This is a genomic window from Marinobacter subterrani (assembly GCF_001045555.1).
GTDB lineage: Bacteria > Pseudomonadota > Gammaproteobacteria > Pseudomonadales > Oleiphilaceae > Marinobacter > Marinobacter subterrani.
This window is the reverse complement of record NZ_LFBU01000001.1, coordinates 3,373,260-3,399,494: the sequence shown is the minus strand read 5'-3', so window position 1 is coordinate 3,399,494 and position 26,235 is coordinate 3,373,260. Positions and strand designations below refer to the sequence as shown.

Sequence of the window (26,235 nt, the reverse complement as noted above, 5' to 3'; positions counted from 1 at the left end):
CCTGATCGTGGGTGGTCAGCAGTTCAGTGACCTTCAGGCTATCGGCGGGGCGCTATAAGGAGGGAATAAAGCGGATTATTAAATGCCCAGCGGTTCAGGCATTTGTCGGAGAATAATTCGGGGGATAATCGGAAAAGAGAAAAGGCGTTGGCCGGGCGACTACCGCGCTGGCTAGTCGCCGAACAGCCCCGGTTGCAGGCGGGCGCGGATCATCTTGCGCTGGCGTGCCAGAATCGAATAAATCTGCACCTCGGTCAAGTGGTAGGCCTTGGCCAGCTCGCTGACGTTGGTGCCGTTGTGGCGCTCCCAGATCTCCCGGTCCCTCAAGGCCGTCTCCAGCTGCTCGCCCTTGGGCACATACAGGCTGCGGCCGCCGGCGAAACCGGCCAGCGCACGCACGGCCCGGAAGGCCAGCCGTCGGGCATCCGCCACCACGGCGCCATCCCGAACGAACGCGGCCTCCAGAATGCTCAGCATGTCGGTCAGCCCCTGGGGCCACTTGGCCAGGATCTCCGGATCGTCCATGTATTCCAGCATAGAATCGTCCAGCTCGTCCTCGAATAGGGCCAGGGTTTGCTCATGGTCGTGATTACCCATTGATTCTTCTCCCGTGTCGCCGTGCGTCTACCAGTAGTCCCTGCATCAGGCGGAATAGCTGGTCATCGTCCAGCCAGTCCACCCGATCCACCTGGAACATGCGCTGGGCCATGCCGTCGGCGTAGGCCCAGGGCCGGCCCGCCTCGGCCAGCAGCGCTTCCACTTTATCCATCACCGCCTTGCGGCTGGGCGGGGTGCGTGGTTTCTTGCGGCCGGCTTTCTTGCCGGGCTTCGGCACCCAGCCCAGGCGGCGGAATTCATCCAGCACCTGGCTGAGCTGCCTCGCGTTCAAATGCTTGGCGCTGCGAACGCCAGCCACCCGGGCCAGCAGCGCCCGATAGGTGTCGTCGTCCATGCCCAGTTCTTTGGCCGCGATATGCACCTGCGCCAGGCCGCGTTGATTGATGCTCATGGCTGCACCCTTGCGGCAGCTCCGGCCTTACGGGCGGCGCGGGATGGCAATAGTGCATAGCAGGCCTTGCAGGGCTGCTGGCTGCGGCCGCCGGCCTGAAAGTAGAACTCTTTGTCGTCCGGCCAGAAGTCGTTGCACTTGGTGCAACGCAGCTCCTGCCCGAGTTCGGTATGGCGCAGGTTCTCGGCCTCCCATTCCAGCTTGCGGATCCGGCTGTGCAGCTTGTTGGCCACCGCTTTCTGCAGGCCTGGCACGTCCAGCGCCGCGCGGCACTCGTCCAGATCAAAGCGCTCGACGGCATAGATGCGATCGGCGGCGCTTTGGGGGCCGTAGCCGTGGTCATTGAGGAAGGGGTTGTCACTCACAGCGTGTCCTCCTGTTTGGCCGGCTTCAGTTCGAGATCCGGGAAGTGTTTCTTCAGGTGCCGTACCAGGCTCTTTGGCGTGTTCCAGTACGGCATGAAGGCGCAGGTTTGCAGGGCCGTCATCTCATCGGCGCGCTTCTTCCCGAACACCCGCTTCAGGCTTTTGTACTCGCTCAGCTTGTAAGGACGGGTGCGGTACGGCCGCCAGAATCGTGCTTGTGGGTGCTCAGGCTCGCCTTCCGCCGTAGCCTTGTACCACTGGCCTTCGATCCAGCCATCCACGTAGACCTCAACCACCAGGCGCTCTTTGTACAGGCGTCTCAAAAACGTCAATTCGTGGCCATCAGCGACAGCCGCCACGCTGCAAAAGAAACCTGACAGGCCTTCTTCCAATTGCTGCCACTTGTTGTTGCTCATAACTCAGCCTCTGATCGTGTAGTAAGTTCCATCGCCTACCCAAAAGAGCCCGTGCTTGTCTTTCAGGTCACAGACAAAGCTGATGCCCTCCATGGTCGGCTCCAAATTGAGCGCCCTTAGAGGCCAGCCTTCGTCTTCCCCGGCGTCATCAATGCAAATCATTCCGTGACGCCTCAAGAGCCCAGTCATTCTTCCGCAGAACCTGGAGTCAACCTTCAGGTACTTGGCTAGATTTTCTGGGCTGGCATTGCCGGCGATATCTCGGGCGTAAAAGATGACCATCAGCAAACGCACGCACAGGACACCTTCGTCCGGGCCGGTCCTAAAAGGCAGCAAAGCGGATAGCCTTGCCAGGTCAACATATGTAGGTTCTTTTAAAATCTTGATCATGCTTCCTCCACCGGCAGCCAGCCGGCTTTGAGCCGCCGGACACCCTCGATCAATTCCGGATCGACGTCTTGCTGCTCCATCCGCAATACCAATTCGGTGCGAGCCTCAGAAAATCGAGTTGACATAAACTCCCAGTCCAGCCGGGCCTGCAACTCACCCGGGAAACGCAGGCCCCAGGGCTCAGCCTCCGCCGCCCTCAATTCGCCGCGATGTACGTCGACGTCATCAAATCCATACACCTTCATGTCCGCTTCCTCTTTCCTTAGTGCCAGGCGTGAACGCTAATCACGACGGCAACTACTGCCCCGAATACGACGCACCATGCGGCCTGCTTTCGAGCGAAGTACTTGCCAGCGTTGAATCCTCGGGCGTACGCCTTGTCCTCTGGCGTCTTTGCAAGGTGCACCCGCAGCTCGTCAGTCAGTCGTTCCATATCAGGCATCGCTCGGCACTCCGGTTTGTTTGGCTGCTCATCAGTACCAGGCCACCACGCCTGGCAGACGCCCCGTAGGGCGTTTCGCTTAGTGACTCTTGGTAGTGGCCACCGGGCGAAGCAGTTGCTCTTCCTTCACCTTGAACATCTCGTGGATGGCGTCGCGTATGGCTTCCACGCCCACCAGTGCCAGGTGCTGCACGGCGGTTTCGTCGCTGCCCAGGCCCCGGTACTTGTCCGCGAAGCTCAGTCCCACCTGGACACCCTGATCGGTCGCCTCGATGGTGATGGTGGCCTGGGTGCCCATTGGCTTTTTCGGTTGCTCGCTCATGTCACACTCCCGCGATATCTAGGCTGATGGCTTTGTACTGGTCGGTTTCGCCCACGCGCTCATACAGGCGGATGTAGCTCTTGGAGCCGGTGACCTGCACCGCGTCGCTGATAGCGTCCATAGCCTTGAGCCAGCGCGCGTCGGAGATGTTCAGGCGGCGCAGGCCCAGCACCTGGCCGGTGCGGATGTTGCCGGCCTGGTCCACACGGAAGGCGTCCTGCACGATGGCGGCTACTTCAGGGCGGGCGTCGGCAGTCCATTCGGTCAGGCACTGGTCAATCAGGGCCTTGGCCGCCTGCAGGCGCTCATCAAAGCTGATGCTTTCCTGAATGGCGCGTTGGATCTTGTAGCGGCCGTCAAAGCTCACCAGCTGGACGTTGCCCTTGCGCCCACCCATCTGCACGCCGTACTCCTGGGCAGAGGTTTCCACGAAGGCGTGAATCTCGCTGAAGGCGTCGCCTTTGAAGTCCCGCAGCTCTTCCCGCAGGGCCTTGGCACGATCCACCAGGCCGTAGACCAGCTCGTCCCGCAGCTTGTCCACTTCCTTGATTTGGTCCTCCGGGATCAGGCGGCCCCGGGCGTCGGTGCGGTAGCCCTCAAGGTTCGGGCTCTTGTTGGCATTGCTCATGATGTTGCTCCTTTGGTTGTTTCAAGTGCCCGGGCGGCCGGGCGGGATTCGGAGATGGTGGGGTAGCTGCAGCGTGGGCAGGCGCCCTCGACCAGGTGATGGTCCACCAGGCCGCACCAGTCGCAGCGGCCCACGGTGGTGATGCAGTACATCGGGCCCTGCATGCTGGCGGCGGTGCGCACGCGCCCATCGGCGATCAGCCCGGCCAGGGCCCGGTCGACCGTCACCACCGGCAGGCGAGTGGCCGCGACAAGTTCCGCGCCAGTGGCACAGCCGCCGTGGGCTTGCAGGCACTCCAGGGTGCGCTCCCGGTGGCGCTGGCGGATCATCTGCTGCAGGAATCGCTCGTCGATCTCGACGGGGTACTGATCAAAGCAAACGATCGTCATGTGCGGCTCCATCCCGGCATGCCTGACGGCTTGCGGCGCGGGTGGCGGTGGTGGTGCAGGATCTCCACCACGGTGCCGTTGCGGCGCGGCAGGTGGTCTACCTCCGCTTCTACCGGCACGGGCACCTCAGCGGCGTCGATACGGGCTTGCGCCTGGCGCTGCTTTGGCAACAGCGGGAAGGGCTCGTCTGCCAGGTGTTCGTAGCGCTGCGGGTTGGCCAGGTACTGCTCCAGGCTTATGCCGTGGCCCTTCAGGTGCAGCTCCACGTAACGGTCGGCGTAGTGCTCAAGGTAGGGAACGCTATACATGGTTCTTGCCTCGCTCGGGGCCGGTGGCCGCCGCGTTGGGGTTGTTGGTGCAGCCCTGGCAGGTGCGCCAGATACGCATGGCCATCGGGTTGTGGGTGGGGGCTGGCCGCTCGCGGTAGGCCCGGCATTGCTCCGTGGTGATCATCTTTCCCTGGGCCGGGCAGTGGATGCCGTCCAGGGCTTCGAGCACCCGGCGCTCCATGCGGTCAGTGCTGGGGCTGGAGTAGTTATTGGCCAGCAGCAGCGACACGGCAGTGCGCGAGATACCGATGCGCTCGGCGGTCCGGGTGCGGTTGCTGGCCCGGACTTCAGCGGCCAGCAGCTCCACCCAGCGCGGGGGCTCCTCGCCCCAGGCGGAGATATCGACGGTGCGTTTCATGCGTCACCTCCGCCGTCGCGGCCGTGGCGGGTGTACACCACCTCGCCGGTGTTGGGGTCGAACACCTGTTTCAGGCGCTGGATCATCGGTGCGCGGGGCCCGGTCCAACGGCTGGTGATCAGGCGGTACCGGGCGAACCGGCCGGGGCGGCCTGCGCGCACGGTTTGCAGGTACCCGGCGCCGGCCAGCATCACGCAGTATTCGTTGGCGGTTTTCTCGGCCACTGGGAAGTCCGGAGTGCTGGCCGCCCGGGCCAGATCCTGCGAGGTGAACTCGCCGATGATCTTGATAGTGCGCCACATCTGCTCGCGGCCACGGCCCTGGGTCACTTCGGTGCCGTCCTTGCGCACCCGGGGGGCGTCCAGCCCACAGTCTTTCACCAGCTCGTACTGCACGGACGGGCCCGGCGCGCCTTCGATGGGGCGCAGGTAACCTGCTGCCACCAGGCCAGTGATGTAGTCACGCACCCGGCCTTTGGGGGCCCAATCGGCGCCCAGCATCCACACGTCGCGCACGGTGATCGGCTCGCCGCCCTTGTGCAGCTTGCGAATGATTTCCCACATCGACTGGCGGTCGCCCTTTGGCCCCTGGGCTTCCAGGTGCACGGGTTTGCGGGTGGTGGTCTTCGCCATGATCAACCCCTCCGCGCCGGCGGCTGGCCGGTGTGGATGGTGCGTTCACCCCAGGTGTCAAGGTCCACCCGCTCCCAGCCGTTGGCCAGTGCTTCGCTGTGGATCCGGTACAGGTTGACGGCCACCCGGCGCAGGCAGCCGCGCACCCGATCGTTCACGGTCTGCAGCAGGTCATCGTCCATTTTCAAATCCGGGTAGCTGCGGCTGGCCAGCTCGCGCACGTCGTCCAGGCTGGCCTTCTGGGCAGGCACCCATTCCAGAACCCGGTTATGCAGGCGCTCCAGGCGTGCCATGGAGGTGGGCACACGCTCCTCGCCGATCAGGATCAGGGTGCCCTGGCTGGCGTTGTAGATGTCGGTCAACACGTTGGCCGCCGCCTTGTCGATCACGTACTGGACGTCGTCGACAATCAGCGGGCGGGCGGAACGGCTGAGCTGCTCGGCCACCTGGTCCACCATCTCGCTGAGGGTTTTCATGGGGATGATTCCCATCTCCCGCAGGATGGCGACCAGGAAGGCCTTTTTCGTCCAGCTCTCCCGGCACTCCACGTAGTAGGCGCGGTGCAGGTTGGCGGCATAGGCGGCCGCCAGGGATTTGCCGTAGCCGCTCGGGCCGTACATCACCACCAGACCGGGCAGCTCGGGGGGCCGGTTGGCCGCGCTCTCCACGGCGTGGGCGAGCAGGCCGACGTTGGTCAGTGGTACAATGGTGTTGACGCTCATACGATCTCCTAGATTTACTGCTTGGGTGTCAGGGCCATGCGCTTACATGGCCTTCCGAGTGCCGGCGGGCGCATTCCCGCTGGCACTCATTTCCATCACGCGCTGGATGGCGCGGAATCCGGTTGTTTTCGGGTAACTCTCCCACCACTTGTGTTCGGCTTCGCTCAGCGTCTCGCCGGCGTTCTGGCGCTTGTCCAGGACCAGCCATAGGCGGTACCGCTGGGTGGGGTCTTCGGGTATCTGGAAGGTTTCGGCCTTCGGTGCCGCCAGTTCGCGGGCCTTGGCGCGGCCGGCCTCCAGCAACTTTTCGTTGTCGTCGTTGGCGGACAGGGGCTCGATCACGCGGATCTCAACGTCCTGGCCGGTTATGGTTTTGGCCTTGGTACCCAGGCGGTTGAGCTGGCCTTTCGCGCGCTTGTCGGCGGCGCGCTGGATCATGCTTTGCGGCATGGCCTGGGTGGCGTTGCCGTTCAGCTCGGCCTCACCCAGAAGCTCGCCCTCCAGGGTGAACACGCCCACACGGGTCTCGTCGCGGTAATCCCAGGCCACCTTGACCTCCTCGCCGTGGAAGTCCCGCAGCATGTCCAGGAAGTAAATGCCACCGTTGATGCGCACCTCGCCCCGGTGGGTCTTGCGCACTTCCTGCGGCCGGGTGAGTGAGGCCACCAGGTCGGCCTCGGCGCTCACCGGTTCCCAGCCTTCGGCCTCAGCGCTGGCCAGGGCTTCCATGGGGCTCTGGTGGCGCATTCGGCCGGTCTCCAGATCGCGGATCTTGGGCAGCGACGAGTGCGGCGTGTGGTTGTAGCGCTCGATGGCGTCGCACAGGCCGTCGTAAAACTCCTGAAAGCTGGGGATGTGCAGCGGCTTCAGGCCGTTTTTGATGGCCTTGCGCGAGAGCTTATGCACCCGGGTGGCCGCCTCTTTGTCCATGTCCGGGCCGATGTAACTGTCCAGGGTTTTGGCGTAACGGATCAGGATGGATTGGTGCGGCCGCTCAATCACGCCCCTGCCTTGGGAGTTGTAGGGCAGCGCGTTGGTGAAGGTGCCACCCAGGCGGTCGACGACTTCCCGCACCGGATCGTTGTCAAAGCCGGCGCCATTGTCGGAATAGAACACGGCGAACATGCCATTGCGGGTAACACCGTCACGAAGGGCATCCAGGGTGGCCAGGATGGACTCGGCCAGGTTGACGGCAAAGCCGACGATGCGCTTAGTGCCCCAGTCGATCACCATGGTGATCTCGGGTTTGAAGGCCTGGCCGGTGATCGGGTTGATCACCTCACTCTTGAAGGTGTGGCCGTCACCCACCCACACATCGTTGGGCCACAGGTGATCGAAGGTCCGGCGCTTGAACGGCTGCACCGCCTTCAGGTCGCGCGACCCCATGCGGCCACGCTCCCGGGCCTCCGGGCTCATCTTGCGCAGTTGCCGGCGCACCTGGTCGATTGACGGGTGCGGGCCAGCCGTGCGCTCCACCATCATCTGGTAGGCCGCTGCCACGCTGGGCTTCTGGGGGCGCTGGTAGAACTTGAGGAACTGGGGCAGCCACTCAGGCACGGTCATGTCAGCCTTGCGGCGCTTGGGGGCCAGCCCCCGCTCGCCGTGTTCGCGGAAGTCGGACAGCCAGCGCTTGAGGGTGCGCTCAGACAGGGTGCGGGTGGCGGTCTTGCGATCGTTCGCCAGCACCACCCGATCAGCCAGGTAAGGTGTTAGATCACCCAGGGCCGCCTTGGCGACTAACGTTTGAATGGCCTTCTGTTGGGTGGTCAGGGTGCAAAGCCGCTCGATCTCTCGCACGAACGCCACCCGGGCGCCCATCACCTGCAGCTGGGTGTCGTTCAGTTGCTCGTAGCTTTCCGGCTTACGGGCCGGGGCCGGCGTGGCGGTGGTGGTCTGTACCGGATGGTCAGGTTCGGCGCTGTCTACCAGGCGTGCCAGCAGGGCGTCCTGGGTTTCCTGGGGGAGACTGGCGAAGGCGTATTCTCGGCCACCGCCTTTTCTCTGGCGCTTTCTGGCGTCCCAGGCTTCTGACTGAGCCCGGAAGGCCACCCCGCGTCGAGTTCCCGGCATACCCGGCATTCCCGCCAGCTCAGCCGCCGTGAAATAAGACCGGACCATGGGAGACGTGCGGCAGTTCATGACCGATCCCCCCGGAATTGGCGGGGCTCACCCCTCCGCTATGGTTAGAGGTGCCAACCAAACCAACCAAGGCAAAAGGAGCCCCCATGGCAAAGGGAACAGATTTTGATATTGAAGAGATGCAGCGCACCCGAGCTGAGAACATGCGGACTGCCGCTGCTGGCGTGTGGCACTCATACTTCGGCCAGTGCGTGGAGAAGCTCATGATGAAAGGTCGACCAGTAACGAAAGAGGCCGTTATCGCTGAGCTGCAGGCTGAAATAGAAGGGCGGCCAGAAAACTCGGATGCCCGGATCATTGCCGAAACGGTCTTACGCAAGGTCGAGAGCATTACTTCCGATCCTTCTTAACATCACCCGAAAGGGAGTTGAAAAGTCCGGCCAGTAACTTTTCTGGCTGGGCTCTCGTCAGAGCTGCCTGGTGCAATATCCGGATGCTCACGGACTGGTCAGTGATCCCCCAGCTCTCATAGGCATACTTGGACATTTCTTTCAGGGCCCAAGTGGCAGGCCCCCAGGTAAAGTCGCTGGCCTCCTGAGGCGCTGCGGTTAGAGCCTCATCGATAATCTGCCCAGCCCTTTCAAGCAGCTTGTAGGGGCCAGACTTCTGTATCCGTACACTGAACTCGACAGCGGTCATGCCCTCTGCGATAGCCTGAGATATAAGGTCACTCATGACCTGTATGGCTTCTTCGCTTCCGAGGCAGGCAGCGACCGCGAATGCCTGGTGGTGATCTTTCGTCAGGTCAGACTGCTTCATTCCTCTTCTCCCATCAGTCGCTTCAGTTCCTTCATGTCGTGCTGCAGCCGGTCCTTCATCTGCTGCATCTTTCCGTACTGCGCCGCCAGCGCCTCTTTTCCGTAGGCCACACGGCCGCCGCGCATGTGCACCATCCAGTCGGTAAAGGCGTGGGTGTGGCACACCTCTTCCAGCAGCGGAACCCGGTACAGCGGAATGTTGTGCTCGCTCCGGCCCGGGCTCGACCAGGCATCCAGCATGTGCTTGGACACGTCGTCGCCAGACAGCCGGCTCATCTGGGCCGCGATCTCGTAACGATCGTGTGGGGAGTGCTTCAAGACAGCGCCCACCAGCTCGCTTACCTGGGCGGCATAGTTTCCACTGCCTGGCAGCGGGACCACCGGCTGGGGCACCTCGAAGATGTCAAACGTGGCGGTGTCTTTGACCCTGCGCATATTTATGCGCTCCGCGCCAGTTGACAGTGCGCGATAGCGTTAGATTTTGTATGCTTAGCGCATACCTGCTCCTTGCGTTCTCCCATATTCGGACGTTCGCGGAGCGGCGCGCCGTGCGGATGCCAGCGGTCGGGCCAGATGTCCTGGGGAGCCAGTTCCAGCTTCCGGGCAATGGCCCGCTCAACTCGTGGGTACCGCACGCGCTTGGCGTTATTGACAGACTGCCTGGAAACACCCAGATCCTGGGCAACCTTGGCAAGGGACGATCCACGCATACGGAGCTGGAATTTCACCCACTCCCACAGCAGTTCTGGATCGGTCGGAATCTTGGTTTTCATGCGTCACCTCGGTGGCGTTTTTTTGGGTCGTCTATCGTGTTCTAGGAAATAAACATATCCGTATCCGGTTATGTCGTCAACCGTTAAATACTACTTCCATGTTGTATTCGGTTGATAAATTAACCGGATACGTATTTTATATAGTCGAATCATAGAGTTATATAACATGGAAGCTAACGGGAAAAATTCGGACGGACTTCCAGGTTCGGGCGCGAAAGATGGAAAAGACGACGCCTTCATTGAAAGGCTCAAGGTTCTGGTGTCTAAGGTGGGCAGCGCCAACGCCTTAGCCAAAACGGCGGGCATATCTCAAAGCGGTATACAGAGGTATCTGAATGGGGGTGAACCTAGCCGGAAAGCGTTAGCCTCCATAGCCATAGCTGGCGGGGTATCTATTGATTGGCTGGCGATTGGTCGCGGCTCTCCAACCGATACGCCAGTCGAACCGGCAGGAATGGAAGACTATGCCTTCGTGCCACTCTATGATGCGCAGTGCAGCGCCGGTGACGGTGCCTGGAATGAAAACTCCAAGGTGCTGACCCACTTGAGCTTCACGCGCTACAGCCTGCGCAAGAAAGGCCTGACGCCGGAGCACCTGTCCGCCATCCGTATCGATGGCGACTCCATGGAGCCCGTGCTGCACAGCGGCGACACCGTCCTGATCGATCACACCAGGACGACAATAGAAGGCGAGGGAATCTACGTGCTGCTGCTGAACGATCACCTCTACGCCAAACGCCTGCAGAGCAGCTTCGACGGCGTGGTGATCATCAGTGAGAATAAACAGTACCAGCCCGTTACAGTCCCCAGGGACCGGCTGAACGAGCTGGAGGTAATAGGCAGGGCGGTGTGGTCGGCAGGCTGGCTTTGATCCTGGCACCGGGCGTGTCGTCGATCTCGCCTCGGCTCAGTTCTGTTCCTGGCCTCGAACAGAATCGGCGCTCTGATCAAGTGCCAAACATCGCGCTAAATTGGAAAGGTTCGGTGGAATATCGGCTTTATGGTGGTTGGCGCTACATTTGGCACAAACTCGCCGCCCCGGTACTTCTAAACGCCTGATGTGCTTAGATTCTTCCCATTCAATCCCGCTGATTCCCATGTATTCCCGGCTGTGCCAAACATAACCCTAGTTCACAATATGCAGAACGTGCTCAACAGCATCGAGATCGCGGTTCTGTTTCTGGATCAGAACCTGAATGTGCGGCGCTACACGGAACGGGCGGCAGCCATTATCAGCCTGCGGGAAAGCGACATCGGCCGGCCCCTCAGCGACCTGACCTCCAGCCTCCGTTACCCGGAATTGCAGGACGATGCCAGCAGAACCCTGGAGACCCTGGCAACCAGCGAAAAGCAGATTACCACCAGCGACGACCGCTGGTTTTCGGTCAGGATCATCCCCTATCGCCGGCTGGATAACGTGATCGACGGTGTGGTGATCACCCTGGTGGATATCACCGAAACCAAGAACCTGGAGTCCGCCCTGCGGCACAAGCCTGAGGCCTGAGGCCAGAGCGGACCAGGGACTTCCTCCTAGCCCCGCAATCACTCACCCGGCGTTATTTCAGCTCCATATCGTTGCTGACCGACTTGACACCTTTCACGCCCCGGGCCACCCGGACGGCGGTATCGATGTCGGCCCGCGAGTTAACGAAGCCCGACAGCTGAACCGCCCCCTTGAAGGTCTCAACGTTGATTTCGGCGCTCTTGAGCGTTGGTTCGTTGAAGATCGCCGCCTTTACCTTGGTAGTGATCACCGTATCGTCGATGTACTCGCCGGTGCCGGAACTGGATTCCGTTGAGGCACATCCGGCAAACAGGGCCAACAGCATTGCCAGAGCCATTATCGGGACTGAGCGCATTATCCGTTCCATGTCTATTTCTCCTGTTCTCGCCAACATCCGGGAACCTTCTGCCCCTGACAGAGCCAGACCTCCGGCAGTTGGCTGGCCGGGGCCCTTGAAGGTTAAAACAGCCAATGGGTCGGGTCTGTTCGATGGCGAACACAGGTCACGCCCTGGCCGGCCCCTTTGCGAACCACCAGCGCGGCAACAGTCGGTTGTTCTCCGGCTGCAGGAATCGATCATCAATCAACCAGATAATGCCTTCGTCCTCCGGGGTGCGGATCACCCGCCCCGCGGCCTGGGCCACTTTCTGCAGGCCGGGAATCCGGTAGGTGTAGTCGTAGCCGGCGCCGAAGCGCTGCTCGAGGCGGGCCTTCAGGATTTCATGCCAGGCATCGAAGGGCGGCAATCCCAGAGTGGCAACGAAGGCGCCGATCAGTTGATCCCCCGGCAGGTCGATGCCTTCGCTGAACACGCCGCCGAGCACGGCAAAGGCCACGCGCCCTTCTGGTTGCTGGAACCCGGACAGAAACTGCCTGCGTTGCTCCGGGCTCATGCCCGGCTGTTGGGACCGCTGGGGCACATCTGGTGCCTGTTCGGCGAGCGTCTCACTCACCTCTCTGGCGTATTTGAAGCTGCTGAAAAACGCCAGGTAATGGCCCGGACGCTCCCGGAACTGCCGGGCGATCAGCTCGGCGATGGGTTTCAGTGACGCTTCCCGGTGAATCTGGCGGGTACTGAGGCCCGGGGTGAAATGCACCTGTAACTGATCGGCACTGAAGGGGCTGGCAAGGGAGATAAACCGGGAATCGTCAGGCATCCCCAAAAGATCCCGGTAATAGACACCGGGGCTCAGGGTGGCGGAGAACAGCAGCACCGAGTCCGCGGCTGCAAACCGCTCCCGCAGGAAGTCCGCCGGCACCAGGTTCTGGATGGTCAGGCTCGCGCGGCCCCGGCCGGCACGCTGGAATTCGCACAGCGAATGGTCACCGAAGGTGTCCGCCAGCTTCATGAACGCCACGCTCTCGAACAGCAGTTCCTGCAGCGCCAGATCCGGCGGGTTGTCGGCCAGGAAATCCGTGATCACGGAGACCAGGGCCTGCAGCGCGCCCAGTAGTTGCGCCGGCAGGGTCGCCAGAAAAACCGGGGTATCATCGCTCACCTGATGATCCCGGATCAGGCTCTGCCACGCCCGGGCCGTTCGGTCGATGGCGCCCTTCAGCGGCTTCGGTGCTGTCTTTTTCACTTTCAGTAATCGTTGCTGGTCCAGCCGTACCGAATACATACCCCGGCCCCGGTCCACCAGGTTATGGGCCTCATCCACCAGCACGCTGGTCTTCCAGTTGTTCTGGCGAATCAAACCGTGGAGCAGGGCGGATTGGTCGAACAACCGGTTCACATCACCGATCACCACATCGCTCCACCGGGCCATTTCCTGGGCCAGAAAGTAAGGGCAAATATCGTGACCGGCGGCGATCTTCGCCAACGTCTGTTGATCCAGTGTGCCTTCGGTCCGGGCCGCTTCCGCCCGGGCATCGGGCAGCCGGTCGAAAAAGCCTTTGGCCAGGGGGCAGGATTCGCCATGGCAGGCTTTGTCCGGGTGCTCGCAGGCGTCGTCTTTCGATACCAGTTCCAGGGTTCGCATGGGCCAGTTCGGGGCCACTTGAGCCGAACGCAGACGCGCCACGGCATCCATGGCAAGCTGGCGGGCGGTGTTGCGGCAGGTGAGGTAGAACAACCGGTCCTTCCCGGCTGATGGCATGGCCATTAGCGCCGGGAACAGGGTACCGAGGGTCTTGCCCAGACCGGTGGGTGCCTCAAGCAGCAAAGTGCCGGACTTCACCGAGTTCTTGTAGACGGTCTCCGCCAACTGGCGCTGCCTGGGGCGGAACGCCGGAAAAGGAAATCTCAGCCCGGCCAGCAGGACATTGCGCTGCTCACGGTGATGCTCCTCCTGCTCGGCCCAGGCCTTGTACTGACGGCACAGGGCTTCCAGTTCCTGCCAGAGTTCGTCGGCACTGGCGGTCTCCACCACCGGTGTTTCCTTGTCTCTTCCGGTGTCGTAATAGATCAACGCCAGTTCCAGAGTTTTCCGGTTTTCCTGCCGGCACAAGAGCGCACCATAGGCTCGTAACTGGGCACGATGAAGCGCCCGCTGGTGGTCGCGGATTCGGGACAGGTCACCCCGGTGGGTCTTGATCTCTTCCAGCCGGCCACGGTGCGGGTTATAGACATCCGCGCGCCCGGAAAGCTTTAGCCCCAGACACTCCCCGGTCAGTAAATACTCACTTTTATAACCAAACCCGCGCCGGGACTGGATTGCCTGGTGGCCGGCTATGCCTTCCTCGGAACTGGGGGCCGGGGTATAGCGGAAGTCCAGATCGCCGGTGCGGGCGGCAAATTCGCAGAGGGTGCGGACGGCTACCTTCAGGGTCATGCCACCGCCTCATTGTCCCGCCAGCGCACATAACAGACACTGGCGGGAATGCCCTCACCGGCAAAAAACGCGAGCCAGCGGACCTGATGATCCTGCAGCCGGTCGCCCGGGCCTTTCACCTCGATCATGTCATAACGCCTGCCAGGCCCCGGCTTGCCGGGATGGAACCGGATCAGATCGGGAAAGCCGCTGCGGTGCTCCCGGATATTGCGCAACAGGCGCCGGAACAGGCGTTCGAGATCCGCCGGTGGGATGCAGTCCAGCGCCAGATGGAGCAACTCTTCGGTGATCACCGGCCAGATCACGAACGGGTTGGTGATGCCCTGTTTGGCCCGATAGTTGGCCAGAATCCGGGCCCGGTAGCGGCCATCCGCCAGCAGGGCAAAGCACTGGTCGAACCCGGCCTGGCGACGGGCCACGAAATCCTCCCGGGTCAGGTCTGCCGGGCCCACATGGAATGGATGGAAGAAGGCCCCCGGCACGGGCGCAAAGATGGTCTGCCAGCACAATAGCCCGAACAGGCCGTTGATCAGGGTATTTTCCACATAGAACACCGGCGCATCGTCCCGCCATAAATGCTGCTGCACAGCGAGTTCCACCGAGCCCAGCGCCGGTCTTGGCAGCGTGAGACTGAATTCCATGATCGGCGGCGTCGTGGCCAATGGCGGAGCCGGCTCGCCCAGCTTTGCCGCAAGGCGTTTCAGAATCCGCGCCAGCCCCTGGGCCTCGGCATCGCTCAGATCCTGTGTGTGCCACTGTGAGGCAATTTCCCAGGCGTCGCCGTGGCGTTTCATCCGCTCCAGTAACCGCAACTGCTTCAGCCGCGCTTCCCGGTGGCCGCTGCTGGCCAATGCCTGCAGGGCCAGCTCCCGCTCGCCCTGGCGCTCCGCCTGCCGGCCCAGTTCCAGCAACAGCCGGTCCCGGCGGCTGGTCAGCCACGGATTCTCCGACGGCGCCGGCACTTCCGGCCAGACCTCACGGGCGGGCACACCCTGATCCAGCCATTCCCGGCACTGGTGCATGGCCAGATACAGGTCCACCTCCGGTCGGTGCCCGAAGGCCCGGGAATCCGGGGTGAAGGTGACAGGCTCGTACTGCTGGTGACCCAGTTCCACCAACACGAAATCGGGCCAGCTCTGGCGCAGGTTACCGAAGAACATCAGACGGATCCGGTCGAACAGCGGCATGTGTTCGAGCCGGACGACCCGGCTCGCGCCAGGCCCCAGCCAGTCAGAAATGGTCAGCGCATCGGGGAACCGGGGCAGCAAAGTGTCACGCAGTTGCCCTTTGGGCAGGTTGGCGGGCTCGCCGGTAGCCGCAAGCACGGGGGCAAAAGCCGGTCGTAATTCCGCCAGGGTGAAAAGCCGGAACAGCTCGTCCAGGCTAAGCCGCGGCTCGGTGTCCAGCCAGCCAGCCTCGGCCAGTTCCGCCAGGGCGTGGGCCTCGGGTACGCCCAGCTCCGGGTAGGTCAGTTTGTCCGACCGGAACAGCTCCCCCGAACGCATCACCATTCGGGTAAGCAGTGCCCGGGCCGGTGTGGACAGATGGTAGAACTGCGCCAGCCGAGCCTGCTCTGCCGCCGTCAGCAAATCGCCATGGTGGCTGAGCACCCAGCCAACAACGGTCTCCATGTTTTCGAGGTAGTACAGCGGATTGTTCAGATCTGCGGTACCCGGTTGTTTGCTCTGTAGCTTCGCCGGTGACATGGCCTGGTTGATCTTCCTTCGGGATGGTTCCGGGGTATGACGCTACCACGTTGAGCCGCAAGGAGGACATCAACGTAGGTAAGACACTGCTTACAGGAAAACACCATGACCGCCCCCATTCTGATAACCGGCGCCGGCCAGCGAATCGGCCTGGCCTTCGCCAGAGCCTGCCTTGACCGTGGCCAGCCCATCATCGTTACCTATCGCACCTATCGACCGGCCATAGATGCGCTGCAAAAGGCGGGTGCCGAATGTCTCCACGCGGATTTTGCCACGAATAAGGGCATTGATGACTTTATCGAGGCCCTGAAATCGCGAACGGACACACTGCGCGCGATCATCCACAACGCCTCGGACTGGTTACCCGAGAGCAAGGATTCCGACCCGGCGGAGGTGATGAACGCCATGATGCAGGTTCACGTGATGACGCCGTATCGGATCAATCTGGCGTGCCGATCCATGCTGGAGCAGGGGGATACCGCAACCGACATCATCCACATGACCGACTACGTGGTCGAAACAGGCAGCGCGAAGCATATTGCCTATGCCGCCAGCAAAGCGGCCCTGGCCAATCTCACCCTGTCGTTCTCGCGGCTGCTGGCGCCCCGGGTAAAGGTCAACGCCATTGCGCCCTCGCTGATCCTGTTCAATCCGGGAGACAGCGAGGCTTACCGGGAAAAGACCCTGAAAAAATCATTGATGGGCATCGAGCCGGGCGCTGGAGTGGCCGTGGCCAGCCTGCAATTTCTGCTCGACAATCCCTACATTACCGGCAGAACCCTGCCCCTGGATGGCGGCCGGCACCTGGCCTGAGAAGATCGGATAGCCGGCCCGGCGACACTACCTGTCGCAACGGGCCGCTGTGCTTTGTGACGATCAGACGTTTCTGACGGTCCGCATCTGTGGTCACATGCGGTAACCTGTGGCAACAGGATTGAATTGCACACCCGACAAGGAAACCCATGGCCGCTCTGTCCACCGATAAACCCGCCACCATCGAACCCGGCTTCCACGCTATCCACGCCAACCATCTGGAAGACCTGCGCCGGGCCGTGGTCTATATCTGCCGGCACAATCCCATGCCCCCGTTGCAGAGTGAAACCTTCCTGGTACAGAGCAATGGCATTGCCCAGTGGCTGAAGCTGGCGTTGGCGGAGAAGCGCACTGACGATGGCGTGGAGGGCGGCCTGGGCATTGCCGCCGGCATGGATTTTCTGTTCCCGGCCCGGTTTATCTGGCAGGCCTACCGGGCGGTGCTCCCGGACGGCGAGGTGCCGGAACAGTCGCCCTTCGACAAGCGTCGCCTGGTGTGGCGGCTGTACCGGTTGCTGCCCAGGTTGATGGGGCAGGACGAGGCCTTTACCCCACTGGCCCGGTTTCTGGAGGGTAACGATCCGGACCTGCGCAATTTCCAGCTGGCAGAAAAGGTGGCGGATCTTTTCGACCAGTACCAGGTGTTTCGGGCCGACTGGCTGGCTGCCTGGGAGCAGGGCAAGGACGTCATTATCACGGCCCGGGCAGAGGAAAAGCCGCTGGATGCGGAAACCCGCTGGCAGCCCCTGCTCTGGCGGAGGTTGGTTGAGGATGTGGGCGCTGACGCCGATACCAGCCGCTCGCAGATCCACACCCGATTCATGGAACAGGGCCAGCGCATCCCGGCGCCCGCCAACCCGTCCCGCCTCCCGACCCGCATTGTCGTGTTTGGCGTGTCGTCGCTGCCGCGGCAGGCGCTGGAGGCTCTTTATGTCCTGAGCCGGTTCAGCCAGGTGGTGCTCTGCGTTCACAACCCCTGCCAGTTTTACTGGGCCGATATCATCAGCGACCGGGAACTGCTCACGGCTGAACGCAAGCGGGGCAGGATCCATCCGGCACTTTCCGCCATTGAAGATCCCGACCAGCTGCACCAGCACGCCAATCCGCTGCTGGCCGCCTGGGGCAAGCAGGGCCGCGACTACATCCGGCTGCTGGACGAGTTCGACAACCCGGAGGAATACCGGGGCAGCTTCCAGACGCCGGATCAAAAGATCGATATCTTCTCGGACCATGGCAACGAGGACGCACCGCGCCTGCTGCACCAACTGCAGAACGATATCCACAACCTGACGCCGTTGCAGGAAATCCGCCAGCAGAAGCGACAACTGGATCTGCTGCAGGATCATTCCCTGGCGTTCCATCAGGCCCACAGCCCCCAGCGGGAAGTGGAAATTCTGCACGATCAGCTGCTGGCGGCTTTCAACGTGGACCCCACGCTGCGGCCCCGGGACGTCATCGTGATGGTGCCGGATATCAACGTGTACGCGCCGCACATCCAGGCCGTGTTCGGCCGTTACCAGCCCGGTCGCAAGCGCCACATTCCTTTCACCATTTCCGACCAGGGCCAGCGCCACCATGAACCGGTGCTGATCGCCCTGGAAACCCTGATGTCCCTGCCGCGCAGCCGCTTCGCGGTGAGTGAGATCATCAGTCTGCTGGAGGTGCCGGGCATACGGGACCGCTTCGGTATCAGCGAAGACGAGATTCCCCTGGCCCGGCGCTGGGTGGAGGGCGCCAATATCCGCTGGGGCCTGCATGGACGGCACCGGGAAAGTCTGGATCTGCCAGCCGAGCTGGAGCGCAACACCTGGCAATCCGGCCTGCGGGCCATGCTGCTGGGTTATGGCATGGGTGACGACGAGCCCTGGGGCGGTGTGGAACCCTTCGGCGAGATCGGAGGCCTTCAGGCCAGCCTGGCCGGCCGCCTGAACGACTTTGTGCATCAACTGGAAACCCTGTGGCAGGCACTGCAAAGCGATCGCACGCCGGGGGACTGGGAGGCGCTGTTCTCCGGCATGCTCGGGCAGTTTTTCCACCAGGTCGAAGGCAGCGACCTGTTGCGGCTCAACCGTTTCCGCCGCCAGCTGGAGCAGTGGCTGGAAGACACCATGGCCGCCGGCCTTGCGGAGCAGACGCTGCCCCTGAACATCGTCAAGGATATCCTGCTGGAAGGGCTCGACGAAGGCGGCCTGAACCAGCGCTTCCTGGCCGGCAAGGTGAATTTCGCCACCCTGATGCCCATGCGGGCCATTCCCTTCCGCAAGGTGTGCCTGCTGGGCATGAACGACGGCGACTACCCCCGCTCCCGGCCGCCGGTGGATTTCGACCTGATGGCCCAGGATTACCGCCCCGGGGACCGCTCGCGCCGGGAGGACGATCGCTACCTGTTCCTGGAGGCGTTGTTGTCCGCCCGAGAGCAGCTTTACATTAGCTGGGTTGGCCGCAGCATCAAGGACGATTCCGAACGGCCACCGTCGGTGCTGGTGGGCCAGTTGCAGGATCATCTGGACAGCCTGTGGTCCTTAGCCGGGCAATCGGAGGCAAAGGTCACCGAAGCCCTCACCACCGCGCACCCTTTGCAGCCCTTCAGCCGGGCCTACTTCCCGAAAACCAACGGGCTGGGAGAAGGTGACGACAGCCAACCCCGCCCCCTGGCCGAGGTCCTGCAGGCCCGACACCTGTTCACCTATGAACGGGAATGGCGCAGTGCCCATGGTAGCGAGGCTTCAGAACAGACGGCGTCTGCACTGCCGTATCAGCCCCCGGAAGAACCCATCAGCCTGAGTGACCTCGCCGCTTTCCTGAAAAAGCCCATCGAGACCTTTTACCAGCGCCGCCTGCAGGTGCGCTTCGAGGATGTCGAAGACGATGACACCGACAACGAGAACTTCGATCTGGACGGGCTGGATCGCTGGCGCCTGGACAACGAGCTGATACAGGAAGGACTGCTGAAAGCCCATGACGAAGAGGAACTGAACGAACGGTTGCAGGCAACCCTCGATCGCATGGCCCGCCGGGGCGACCTGGGCATGGGGGTCACCGAGCACCGCCTGCGCTCCGAGCTGGCCGGCCGCTTGCCGGACCTGTTCGAACGCTACCAGGGTGCACTGGCAGAATGGCCGGAGGCGGTCGCTGAGCCTCTGCCTTTTGACTACCGGTATGAGAATGCCCTGGGTTCGGTAGCCGTTGCCGATCTGATCGACGGCCTTCGCTGCAATGCCGAGGGTGAATTGTGCCGGCTGGTGGTGGCCAGTTCCAGCCTGCTCACCGGCTCCGGCTCAAGCAAGAAAGTACGCTACGCCAACCTGATGCGGGACTGGCTGATTCATCTGGCCGGGCAACTGGGCGGACAGCCGTTCGACACCCTGGTTCTGGGCAAGGAGGAGGGCCGCCGGTTCCGCTTTGCAGCTCTGGCTCCGGAACAGGCCAGACCGCTGTTCGAGGCGGTGCTCACCCGATGGATGGAAGCCACCACCCGGGCCTTGCCCATTCATTGCGAGGCCGGCTTTGCCTGGATCACCAGTTTCTACGGCGGTAAAAAGTATGTCGGTGACCACGAGCGGGCTATCAGCGAGGCAGAGCAGGCCTATACCAACGCTCTGGCGCGGGACACCGGTTACCTGATGGGCGCATTCGAAACGCCGGAGCGGCTGATGGCCAGCGGCGAATTTGAAGCCCTGCTGCACCAGCTCTACGTGCCGGTGTGGGAGGCCGAGCAGGGCAAATCGGCGGCGGATCAGATCGGGAGCATGGAATGACTGAGCCTATGAACAACCGGAATCCGAACCTGGATCCATTGGCCCTGGCCCTGAACGGCAGTGCCCTGATCGAGGCCAGTGCCGGCACCGGCAAGACTTTCACCATCGCCATTCTGTACGTGCGCCTGGTGCTTGGCCACGGCCAGCCGTCCGACAGCCCTTTGCAGAACCTGCTGCCGCCCAACCTGCTGGTGGTGACCTTTACCGAGGCTGCCACCAAGGAACTGCGGGACCGCATCCGCACCCGCCTGACCCAGGCCGCCGAGGTGTTCTCCGATGCACCCGACGAGGCTGAGCCACCCGCAGAAACGGCGCTGATCTATCAGCTAAGGGACGAAAGCTACCCGGATCCGGCCAGCTGGCCGGACTGCCGAAAGAAACTGCTGCTGGCGGCGGAATGGATGGACGAGGCGGCGGTATCCACCATCCACAGTTTCTGCAACCGCATGCTCAGTGAGCACGCCTTCGACAGCGGCAGCCTGTTCAAACTCACCCTGGAAACCGACCAGAGCGAATTGCTGGACGAGGTTGCCCGGGATTACTGGCGCACCTTTGTCTATCCACTGCCGCCGGCCCTGATGGACGAGGCCCTGAGCCACTGGAAGACGCCGGTCAACCTGCGCCAGGCCGTGCGCAACCTGATTGATGACCCGGGCAGCCTGGGCACACCGCCGGACAGCGTTCACCAGGCCATCGACCAGGTGGTCAGCCAGCGTCTGGCACAGTCACAGGCCCTTAAGGCTCACCCCTGGAGTCAGTGGCGTGAGGAAGTCATCGAGCTGTTGAACGATCTGAACAAGAGCAAACGGCTCCATGGCGGCAGCAAGAACGCCATGTTCAAGGTCTGGGATTTTCTGGTTGCCTGGGCGGAATCCGACGACCTGTTGCCGGAAAAAATCGACAGTGCCGCGGGGTTTAAAAACCAGACGCCCGAGGGGCTCGACAACATCCTCAAAGGCGACGAATCCGCCCCCCATCACCCGGCCTTCGACGCGATCGAAGAACTCATGGCGTTCAGCCAGAACCAGCCCAGCGCCAAATCCGACATCCTGCGCCACGCCAGCCACTGGATTGCCGGGCGGCTGGAATCGGAAAAGCAGAAACGCTCGGAAATGGGCTTTGACGATCTGCTCACCCGGCTGGACGATGCTCTGCACGGCCCCCGGGGCGACCAGCTGGCGGCCACCATCCGCCGGCAATTTCCGGTCGCCCTGATCGACGAATTCCAGGACACCGACCCGGTGCAGTACCGCATTTTCGACCGCATCTACGATGTGGCGGGCGGCGATGCCAGCACCTGCCTGCTGATGATCGGGGATCCCAAGCAGGCCATTTACGGCTTCCGGGGTGCGGACATCTACACCTACCTGCAGGCCAGGCAGGGTGTGAAGGAGCGAACCTACACACTCGGCAAGAACTTCCGCTCTGCCAGAACCATGGTGGCGGCGGTCAACCGGGTCTTCGAACACAGCGACCAGCACAGCCGGGACGGCGCCTTCCTGTTCGGCAAGGGCGACAGCTCACCGCTGCCGTTCCAGGGCGTGGCCGCAAACGGCACCAAACGGGCATGGTCGATCGACGGCGAGGTTCAACCCAGCCTGGTGTTCTGGACCCACGAATCCGGCGAAGAGGACCGGGACGGCAACCCCAAGGGCATTGCCAAGGGCGCCGCCACGGCCGATGTGGCGGAAACCTGCGCCAGCGAGATCGCCCGTGTGCTGACCCTGGGCCAGGGCGGGCAGGCGGGTTTTGCCTTGCTGGATCATCCGGAGGATCTGGTGCCGGTTGCCCCGAAAGACATCGCGGTTCTGGTGAACAACCGCAACGAGGCCGGCGCCGTGCGGGACGCCCTGGGCCGCCGGCGCATCAAGAGTGTGTACCTGTCGGATCGGGATTCGGTGCTGACCTCCCGGGAAGCAGCCGAAATGCTGTGCTGGCTGCGGGCGTTTGCCGAGCCCCGGCAACTGGCCTACATCCGCGCGGCCCTGGCCACGCCCACCCTGGGTCGGTCCTGGCAAGCCCTGAATCAGTTGCTCACCGACGAGCTCGTGTTGGAGCGGGAAATCGAACGCTTTATCGGCTATCAGCAGCAATGGCAGAAGCAGGGGGTTCTGCCCATGCTGCGCAGTTTCCTGATGGAGTTCGAGGTTCCGGGCCGGTTGCTGCAGCGGCCTGACGGCGAACGGCGACTCACCGACATCCTGCACATTGCCGAGCTGCTGCAGCAGGACAGCCTGCAACTGGACGGCGAACATGCCCTGGTGCACCACTACACCCAGATCCTGCGAGCGGCGGACGAGGAAGACGAGCACCGTACCCTGCGGCTGGAAAGCGATGCCGGCCTGGTGAAGGTCATCACCGTGCACAAATCCAAGGGCCTGGAGTACCCCCTGGTGTTCCTGCCGTTCGGCACCGCCTTTCGCGCCCAGAGTGAAAAGCAGGCTTTCGTGCGCTATCACGATGAGAAGGGCAAGCTGGTCACCGTGTTCGACCCGGCGCCGGAGCATGTAGCCAGGGCCGACCAGGAACGCCTGGGCGAAGATATCCGTAAACTCTACGTGGCCCTGACCCGGGCCCGTTTCGCCACCTGGGTGGGCACGGCGGCCCTGGACCACTGGCAGCAAAGCGGCCTGGGCTACCTGATTGCGGGTGACGGGCAGAACCGTATCAGCGACTGCCTGAGTCAGCTGGCAGAGGGCCGGGCAGAGATCCGTATTACGCCGTTACCGGATCCGGACGAGACGCAATACCACGAACATGCCCCGGAGGCCCTCGGCCCGGCGCTGGTCTCCTCCCGGGAGGCAAAAGAGGACTGGTGGATTGCCAGTTACTCGTCCATCGAATACACCGGCATGACCGGCACCGGGATCGCCTTCACCGGTGAGGTGGAAGACGCTCAGACCCAGAACCTGCTGGAAGAAAGCGGCCAGGAGGCAGGAGAAGCGGCAGAACCGACAGCTTCGCACCGCAACCAGCACAACTTCCCCAAAGGCGCCGGCCCCGGCACCTTCCTGCACGAACTGCTGGAGTGGTGCACGCAACAGGGGTTCCAGCGGGTTGTGGATAACCCACCCCTGCTTCATGAGCAACTGACCCGACGCTGCGGGACCCGTGGCTGGAGTGACTGGGTGGAGCCGCTGGAGCGGTGGCTGATGGCATTGATCAGCAGACCGTTGAACCTGGACCGGGCCGGCACTGAACGCGTCAGCCTGGCCAACCTGACCACCCTGCGCCCGGAACTGGAGTTCTGGTTTGAAAGCCGCAACGTCAGCGTCCGGAAACTGGACCAGCTGGTGACCGCGCACACCCTGAACGGCGCAGACCGGCCCCGGGTCGAGGAGACCCGATTCAACGGCATGCTCAAGGGCTTTATCGATCTGGTGTTCGAACACAACGGGCAGTATTACGTGCTGGACTACAAATCCAATACCCTGGGCGAGGATGACAGCGCCTATACCGACCAGGCCATGGGCAACGCCATTCTGGATAAACGCTACGACCTGCAATACGTGCTCTATCTGCTGGCCCTGCACCGGCTGCTCAAGGCGCGGCTGCCGGGTTATGACTATGACCGGCACATCGGCGGTGCGGTGTACCTGTTTCTGCGCGGAACCCATTCCACCTCTGGCGGTGCCTTTACCGACAAGCCGCCCAGGGCACTGATTGAGCAGCTGGACGCGCTGTTCGATGGCGAACCGGTAGCCGTGGAGGTGGCCGCATGAGCCGAAACCGCTCTCATACCCAGCATTCCGATCACCAGATTACCCTGGATCTGGGCGACAACGTGCCGCCCACGGCCCCGGCATCCGCTGCAAAGTCCGAAGCGGTGGACCATTCCGGCTTGCTGGCCAGCCTGGCACAGACCGACGCGCTGCTTGAGCAATGGCAACAGGCAGAATGGCTGCGGCCCCTGGACGTGGGCTTTGCCCGCCTGATCGGCAAGCTCGCGGAAGAGCAGGGCGAAGCCCCGAGGCCGCTGGTTCTGCTACTGGCGGCGCTGGCCTCCCATCAGGTCGGCCGGGGCCACGTCTGTATCGACCTGACCAACCTGCTGGCCGATGCCGGCACCACCCTGTCGCTGCCGCCGGAAGAACCGCGCGATACCTTCACGGAGCCGGAAGCGACGCAGCGGAACCAGGTAAAACCCGAGGATCTGCTGGCAGGCATCACCCTCTCCAGATTCCAGTCGGCCCTGGCAAGCACTTGCACGGTAAGTGATGGCTCACTTACAACACCACTGGTATTGAACGGAACCCGGCTCTACCTGCGCCGGTTCTGGCGCTATGAACAGCGCATTGCCGACGGCATTCTGCAGCGCCTGGCCCTGCCAACCCCCCTGGCAGACCCGGCGTCTGCCCCGGCCCGGACCCTGTCGGAAGCCCTTGGCCAATTGTTCCGGTCGCCGGAGCCGGTAAATTACCAGAAGCTGGCCTGCGCCCTGGCGGCCCGTAACCGCTTCGCCGTTATAACCGGCGGTCCCGGTACCGGCAAGACCACCACGGTCGTGAACCTTCTGGCGGCGTTGCAGTCGGTCGCCGGGCAATCGCCGGAACGGTCCGGCCGCAAATTCCGCATTCGTCTGGCCGCCCCGACCGGCAAGGCCGCCGCCCGCCTCAACGAATCCATCGGCGGTGCGGTCAGCCGGCTACCGCTGTCCGGACTGCCGGGCAACGTGGTGCCTGCCGATATACCGACCAGGGTCACCACGCTGCACCGGCTGCTGGGCAGCCGGCCGGATACCCGCAAGTTCCGTCATAACCGGGACAACCCGCTGCTGGTGGATATCCTGGTGATCGATGAAGCCTCCATGGTGGATGTCGACCTGATGGCCTCGGTGTTCGACGCCCTGCCCGCCAGTGCCCAACTGATCCTGCTGGGCGACAAGGACCAGTTGGCTTCGGTGGATGCCGGTGCGGTACTGGGTGAGCTGTGCCAGCGGGCTGTGATTGCCCATTACACCCCGGACACCGCCCGGTGGCTGGCGGCCATTACCGCCGAACCTGTCCCGGACACCCTCATCGACCCGAACGGCCGGGCGATGGACCAGGCCGTGGCCATGCTGCGCAAGAGCTATCGGTTCGAGGAAGGCAGTGGCATTCGCAAGCTGGCAGAAGCGGTCAACACCAGCGCTCTGGACAGCGCGGTGCTACGCCAGATCCGGGAGGCGGAGTTCGAGGATGTGGTCTGGCTCAATGGCCACCAACCAAAACCCGACCTGGAAGCAACACTGGAACAGATCTGCCGCCATGCCATTACCGGCTCACCAGAGGCTTTCCGTAACGCCGGGCAGGCTCGGGTAGTGAATGGCAAAGAGCTACCACCGCCAGTCGGTTATCGCCATTACCTGGAACGGATGCAGGATCAGGACCTGACAGAAACCAGCCCCCGCGAAGAATGGGATGCGCTTGCGCTTCAGGTTCTGGAAGCCTTCAACGACTTCCAGATTCTCTGTGCCCTGCGCAAAGGCCCCTGGGGAGTGGAAGGTCTGAACGACCGGGTCGCCCGGCATCTGCTGGCGGAAAAGCTGATCCCGAGAGCGGAAGGCTGGTACGCCGGCCGGCCGGTGCTGGTCACCGGGAATGACTACAACCTGGGCCTGATGAACGGGGATATCGGCATTACCTTTCGAGTACCCTGGGATAAGACGGCCAACGGTGAGGCCAGGGACACTCTGCGTGTCGCATTCCCGAGCGGCGACAGCACCGGTGGTATCCGCTGGATCTCGCCCAGCCGGTTGCAGCAATTGGAAACCGTGTACGCCATGACCGTGCACAAATCCCAGGGTTCCGAGTTCAACCACACCTGCCTGGTGCTGCCAGACCGGCTGAGCCCGGTACTGACCAGGGAGCTGATCTACACCGGCATCACCCGGGCCCGGAACTGGTTCAGCCTGATTACCGGCAACCAGGACGTTCTGAGGGACGCTGTCGGGCAGCAGGTAGTGCGCGCCTCCGGGCTGGCGCTTCGGCTTGGGGAAGGTTAATACCCAGGCTTGATGCGACCGTAAG

At 62.7% G+C, this 26,235-nt stretch carries 27 protein-coding genes, 1 other RNA gene and 1 pseudogene; 8 read left to right on the top strand and 21 right to left on the bottom strand.

Annotated elements, in window-relative coordinates:
• Positions 1 to 171: 171 nt before the first annotated feature.
• The 15 genes from msub_RS15795 to msub_RS15725 all read right to left on the bottom strand — a co-directional run bounded on the left by msub_RS15795 (position 172) and on the right by msub_RS15725 (position 8,141).
• Positions 172 to 597 (bottom strand): Mor transcription activator family protein, encoded by a 426-nt coding sequence (locus msub_RS15795; RefSeq protein ID WP_048495449.1) that lies wholly within the window; start codon positions 595 to 597, stop codon positions 172 to 174.
• Positions 590 to 1,009 (bottom strand): gp16 family protein, encoded by a 420-nt coding sequence (locus tag msub_RS15790; RefSeq protein ID WP_048495450.1) that lies wholly within the window; start codon positions 1,007 to 1,009, stop codon positions 590 to 592. Before msub_RS15790 ends, msub_RS15795 begins: the two co-directional genes overlap by 8 nt.
• Entirely contained in the window at positions 1,006 to 1,374 is a 369-nt protein-coding gene (locus msub_RS21855) for a hypothetical protein (RefSeq protein WP_197083802.1), read from the bottom strand. Before msub_RS21855 ends, msub_RS15790 begins: the two co-directional genes overlap by 4 nt.
• The gene (locus msub_RS15780) at positions 1,371 to 1,790 is read right to left on the bottom strand and encodes a hypothetical protein (protein WP_048495451.1); all 420 of its coding nucleotides are present in this window, start codon (positions 1,788 to 1,790) and stop codon (positions 1,371 to 1,373) included. Before msub_RS15780 ends, msub_RS21855 begins: the two co-directional genes overlap by 4 nt.
• Before the next feature lie 3 nt (positions 1,791 to 1,793).
• Positions 1,794 to 2,180 carry a hypothetical protein gene (locus msub_RS15775; protein ID WP_048495452.1) on the bottom strand — a complete coding sequence of 129 codons (387 nt, stop codon included), beginning with the start codon at positions 2,178 to 2,180 and terminating at the stop codon, positions 1,794 to 1,796.
• Entirely contained in the window at positions 2,177 to 2,425 is a 249-nt protein-coding gene (locus tag msub_RS15770; RefSeq protein ID WP_048495453.1) for a hypothetical protein, read from the bottom strand. Before msub_RS15770 ends, msub_RS15775 begins: the two co-directional genes overlap by 4 nt.
• Before the next feature lie 215 nt (positions 2,426 to 2,640).
• Positions 2,641 to 2,703: hammerhead ribozyme type II (locus tag msub_RS21260), an RNA gene on the bottom strand.
• Positions 2,702 to 2,944: a hypothetical protein gene (locus msub_RS15760; protein ID WP_048495455.1), complete on the bottom strand. Its 243-nt coding sequence runs from the start codon at positions 2,942 to 2,944 to the stop codon at positions 2,702 to 2,704. The genes msub_RS21260 and msub_RS15760 overlap by 2 nt, the downstream gene beginning before the upstream one ends.
• Position 2,945: 1 nt before the next feature.
• Positions 2,946 to 3,572 (bottom strand): DUF3164 family protein, encoded by a 627-nt coding sequence (locus msub_RS15755; RefSeq protein WP_048495456.1) that lies wholly within the window; start codon positions 3,570 to 3,572, stop codon positions 2,946 to 2,948.
• The gene (locus msub_RS15750; RefSeq protein ID WP_156182733.1) at positions 3,569 to 3,961 is read right to left on the bottom strand and encodes a hypothetical protein; all 393 of its coding nucleotides are present in this window, start codon (positions 3,959 to 3,961) and stop codon (positions 3,569 to 3,571) included. Before msub_RS15750 ends, msub_RS15755 begins: the two co-directional genes overlap by 4 nt.
• Positions 3,958 to 4,269 (bottom strand): hypothetical protein, encoded by a 312-nt coding sequence (locus msub_RS15745; RefSeq protein WP_048495458.1) that lies wholly within the window; start codon positions 4,267 to 4,269, stop codon positions 3,958 to 3,960. Before msub_RS15745 ends, msub_RS15750 begins: the two co-directional genes overlap by 4 nt.
• Positions 4,262 to 4,648, bottom strand: coding sequence for a hypothetical protein (locus tag msub_RS15740; protein WP_048495459.1), 387 nt, complete (start codon positions 4,646 to 4,648; stop codon positions 4,262 to 4,264). Before msub_RS15740 ends, msub_RS15745 begins: the two co-directional genes overlap by 8 nt.
• Complete coding sequence (locus msub_RS15735; protein WP_048496881.1) at positions 4,645 to 5,280, bottom strand: hypothetical protein; 636 nt, start codon at positions 5,278 to 5,280, stop codon at positions 4,645 to 4,647. Before msub_RS15735 ends, msub_RS15740 begins: the two co-directional genes overlap by 4 nt.
• Positions 5,281 to 5,282: 2 nt before the next feature.
• Positions 5,283 to 6,002, bottom strand: coding sequence for an AAA family ATPase (locus msub_RS15730; protein ID WP_048496880.1), 720 nt, complete (start codon positions 6,000 to 6,002; stop codon positions 5,283 to 5,285).
• A 42-nt stretch (positions 6,003 to 6,044) separates the two neighbouring features.
• Complete coding sequence (locus msub_RS15725; RefSeq protein WP_197083849.1) at positions 6,045 to 8,141, bottom strand: DNA-binding protein; 2,097 nt, start codon at positions 8,139 to 8,141, stop codon at positions 6,045 to 6,047.
• 86 nt (positions 8,142 to 8,227) lie between these two features.
• Here msub_RS15725 and msub_RS15720 point away from each other — a divergent pair, with 86 nt between their 5' ends.
• Positions 8,228 to 8,491, top strand: a complete 264-nt coding sequence (locus msub_RS15720) for a hypothetical protein (RefSeq protein WP_048495462.1) — start codon at positions 8,228 to 8,230, stop codon at positions 8,489 to 8,491.
• Here the strand turns inward: msub_RS15720 and msub_RS15715 are convergent.
• Genes msub_RS15715 through msub_RS15705 form a run of 3 tightly spaced genes read right to left on the bottom strand, consistent with a single transcriptional unit; the run spans position 8,472 to position 9,672 of the window.
• Positions 8,472 to 8,900 carry a hypothetical protein gene (locus msub_RS15715; protein ID WP_048495463.1) on the bottom strand — a complete coding sequence of 143 codons (429 nt, stop codon included), beginning with the start codon at positions 8,898 to 8,900 and terminating at the stop codon, positions 8,472 to 8,474. The genes msub_RS15720 and msub_RS15715 overlap by 20 nt on opposite strands.
• Positions 8,897 to 9,334, bottom strand: coding sequence for a hypothetical protein (locus msub_RS15710; protein WP_048496879.1), 438 nt, complete (start codon positions 9,332 to 9,334; stop codon positions 8,897 to 8,899). The genes msub_RS15715 and msub_RS15710 overlap by 4 nt, the downstream gene beginning before the upstream one ends.
• Before the next feature lie 2 nt (positions 9,335 to 9,336).
• Positions 9,337 to 9,672, bottom strand: coding sequence for a helix-turn-helix domain-containing protein (locus tag msub_RS15705; RefSeq protein WP_053077963.1), 336 nt, complete (start codon positions 9,670 to 9,672; stop codon positions 9,337 to 9,339).
• A 166-nt stretch (positions 9,673 to 9,838) separates the two neighbouring features.
• Between msub_RS15705 and msub_RS22230 the strand changes: the two are divergent.
• The 3 genes and pseudogenes from msub_RS22230 to msub_RS15695 form a co-directional block, all read left to right on the top strand.
• Positions 9,839 to 10,066, top strand: a pseudogene (locus tag msub_RS22230) (helix-turn-helix domain-containing protein); the annotation flags it as partial.
• A gap of 60 nt (positions 10,067 to 10,126) precedes the next feature.
• Positions 10,127 to 10,543: a S24 family peptidase gene (locus tag msub_RS22225; protein WP_227506822.1), complete on the top strand. Its 417-nt coding sequence runs from the start codon at positions 10,127 to 10,129 to the stop codon at positions 10,541 to 10,543.
• Positions 10,544 to 10,810: 267 nt separating this feature from the next.
• Positions 10,811 to 11,176: a PAS domain-containing protein gene (locus msub_RS15695; RefSeq protein WP_048496878.1), complete on the top strand. Its 366-nt coding sequence runs from the start codon at positions 10,811 to 10,813 to the stop codon at positions 11,174 to 11,176.
• A 52-nt stretch (positions 11,177 to 11,228) separates the two neighbouring features.
• Here the strand turns inward: msub_RS15695 and msub_RS15690 are convergent, their stop codons facing one another.
• The 3 genes from msub_RS15690 to msub_RS15680 all read right to left on the bottom strand — a co-directional run bounded on the left by msub_RS15690 (position 11,229) and on the right by msub_RS15680 (position 15,656).
• Positions 11,229 to 11,543 carry a BON domain-containing protein gene (locus msub_RS15690; RefSeq protein WP_227506751.1) on the bottom strand — a complete coding sequence of 105 codons (315 nt, stop codon included), beginning with the start codon at positions 11,541 to 11,543 and terminating at the stop codon, positions 11,229 to 11,231.
• 136 nt (positions 11,544 to 11,679) lie between these two features.
• Positions 11,680 to 13,950 (bottom strand): ATP-dependent DNA helicase, encoded by a 2,271-nt coding sequence (locus msub_RS15685; RefSeq protein ID WP_227506750.1) that lies wholly within the window; start codon positions 13,948 to 13,950, stop codon positions 11,680 to 11,682.
• Positions 13,947 to 15,656: a VRR-NUC domain-containing protein gene (locus msub_RS15680; protein ID WP_048496877.1), complete on the bottom strand. Its 1,710-nt coding sequence runs from the start codon at positions 15,654 to 15,656 to the stop codon at positions 13,947 to 13,949. The genes msub_RS15685 and msub_RS15680 overlap by 4 nt, the downstream gene beginning before the upstream one ends.
• Before the next feature lie 105 nt (positions 15,657 to 15,761).
• On the opposite strand from msub_RS15680, the gene folM reads away from it, so the two are divergent.
• The 4 genes from folM (at position 15,762) to recD (ending at position 26,210) form a co-directional block, all read left to right on the top strand.
• Positions 15,762 to 16,469 (top strand): dihydromonapterin reductase, encoded by a 708-nt coding sequence (gene folM, locus msub_RS15675; protein WP_048496876.1) that lies wholly within the window; start codon positions 15,762 to 15,764, stop codon positions 16,467 to 16,469.
• A gap of 149 nt (positions 16,470 to 16,618) precedes the next feature.
• Entirely contained in the window at positions 16,619 to 20,227 is a 3,609-nt protein-coding gene (recC, locus tag msub_RS15670) for an exodeoxyribonuclease V subunit gamma (protein WP_048496875.1), read from the top strand.
• Positions 20,224 to 23,949, top strand: a complete 3,726-nt coding sequence (gene recB, locus msub_RS15665) for an exodeoxyribonuclease V subunit beta (protein WP_048496874.1) — start codon at positions 20,224 to 20,226, stop codon at positions 23,947 to 23,949. Before recC ends, recB begins: the two co-directional genes overlap by 4 nt.
• Entirely contained in the window at positions 23,946 to 26,210 is a 2,265-nt protein-coding gene (recD, locus tag msub_RS15660) for an exodeoxyribonuclease V subunit alpha (RefSeq protein WP_048496873.1), read from the top strand. The genes recB and recD overlap by 4 nt, the downstream gene beginning before the upstream one ends.
• The last annotated feature ends 25 nt before the right edge of the window (positions 26,211 to 26,235 follow it).

What these genes read in the sequence shown, in the direction of transcription:
- msub_RS15730 (WP_048496880.1), bottom strand. Translation starts at nt 6,002, where the DNA reads ATGAGCGTCAACACCATTGTACCACTGACCAACGTCGGCCTGCTCGCC.
- msub_RS15745 (WP_048495458.1), bottom strand. Translation starts at nt 4,269, where the DNA reads ATGTATAGCGTTCCCTACCTTGAGCACTACGCCGACCGTTACGTGGAG.
- msub_RS15685 (WP_227506750.1), bottom strand. Translation starts at nt 13,950, where the DNA reads ATGACCCTGAAGGTAGCCGTCCGCACCCTCTGCGAATTTGCCGCCCGC.
- msub_RS15710 (WP_048496879.1), bottom strand. Translation starts at nt 9,334, where the DNA reads ATGCGCAGGGTCAAAGACACCGCCACGTTTGACATCTTCGAGGTGCCC.
- msub_RS15720 (WP_048495462.1), top strand. Translation starts at nt 8,228, where the DNA reads ATGGCAAAGGGAACAGATTTTGATATTGAAGAGATGCAGCGCACCCGA.
- msub_RS15795 (WP_048495449.1), bottom strand. Translation starts at nt 597, where the DNA reads ATGGGTAATCACGACCATGAGCAAACCCTGGCCCTATTCGAGGACGAG.
- msub_RS15775 (WP_048495452.1), bottom strand. Translation starts at nt 2,180, where the DNA reads ATGATCAAGATTTTAAAAGAACCTACATATGTTGACCTGGCAAGGCTA.
- msub_RS15750 (WP_156182733.1), bottom strand. Translation starts at nt 3,961, where the DNA reads ATGACGATCGTTTGCTTTGATCAGTACCCCGTCGAGATCGACGAGCGA.
- msub_RS15770 (WP_048495453.1), bottom strand. Translation starts at nt 2,425, where the DNA reads ATGAAGGTGTATGGATTTGATGACGTCGACGTACATCGCGGCGAATTG.
- recC (WP_048496875.1), top strand. Translation starts at nt 16,619, where the DNA reads ATGGCCGCTCTGTCCACCGATAAACCCGCCACCATCGAACCCGGCTTC.
- msub_RS15690 (WP_227506751.1), bottom strand. Translation starts at nt 11,543, where the DNA reads ATGGAACGGATAATGCGCTCAGTCCCGATAATGGCTCTGGCAATGCTG.
- msub_RS15695 (WP_048496878.1), top strand. Translation starts at nt 10,811, where the DNA reads ATGCAGAACGTGCTCAACAGCATCGAGATCGCGGTTCTGTTTCTGGAT.
- msub_RS22225 (WP_227506822.1), top strand. Translation starts at nt 10,127, where the DNA reads ATGGAAGACTATGCCTTCGTGCCACTCTATGATGCGCAGTGCAGCGCC.
- msub_RS15755 (WP_048495456.1), bottom strand. Translation starts at nt 3,572, where the DNA reads ATGAGCAATGCCAACAAGAGCCCGAACCTTGAGGGCTACCGCACCGAC.
- msub_RS15780 (WP_048495451.1), bottom strand. Translation starts at nt 1,790, where the DNA reads ATGAGCAACAACAAGTGGCAGCAATTGGAAGAAGGCCTGTCAGGTTTC.
- msub_RS15735 (WP_048496881.1), bottom strand. Translation starts at nt 5,280, where the DNA reads ATGGCGAAGACCACCACCCGCAAACCCGTGCACCTGGAAGCCCAGGGG.
- msub_RS15790 (WP_048495450.1), bottom strand. Translation starts at nt 1,009, where the DNA reads ATGAGCATCAATCAACGCGGCCTGGCGCAGGTGCATATCGCGGCCAAA.
- folM (WP_048496876.1), top strand. Translation starts at nt 15,762, where the DNA reads ATGACCGCCCCCATTCTGATAACCGGCGCCGGCCAGCGAATCGGCCTG.
- msub_RS15680 (WP_048496877.1), bottom strand. Translation starts at nt 15,656, where the DNA reads ATGTCACCGGCGAAGCTACAGAGCAAACAACCGGGTACCGCAGATCTG.
- msub_RS15705 (WP_053077963.1), bottom strand. Translation starts at nt 9,672, where the DNA reads ATGAAAACCAAGATTCCGACCGATCCAGAACTGCTGTGGGAGTGGGTG.
- msub_RS15760 (WP_048495455.1), bottom strand. Translation starts at nt 2,944, where the DNA reads ATGAGCGAGCAACCGAAAAAGCCAATGGGCACCCAGGCCACCATCACC.
- msub_RS15725 (WP_197083849.1), bottom strand. Translation starts at nt 8,141, where the DNA reads ATGAACTGCCGCACGTCTCCCATGGTCCGGTCTTATTTCACGGCGGCT.
- recD (WP_048496873.1), top strand. Translation starts at nt 23,946, where the DNA reads ATGAGCCGAAACCGCTCTCATACCCAGCATTCCGATCACCAGATTACC.
- msub_RS15715 (WP_048495463.1), bottom strand. Translation starts at nt 8,900, where the DNA reads ATGAAGCAGTCTGACCTGACGAAAGATCACCACCAGGCATTCGCGGTC.
- msub_RS15740 (WP_048495459.1), bottom strand. Translation starts at nt 4,648, where the DNA reads ATGAAACGCACCGTCGATATCTCCGCCTGGGGCGAGGAGCCCCCGCGC.
- recB (WP_048496874.1), top strand. Translation starts at nt 20,224, where the DNA reads ATGACTGAGCCTATGAACAACCGGAATCCGAACCTGGATCCATTGGCC.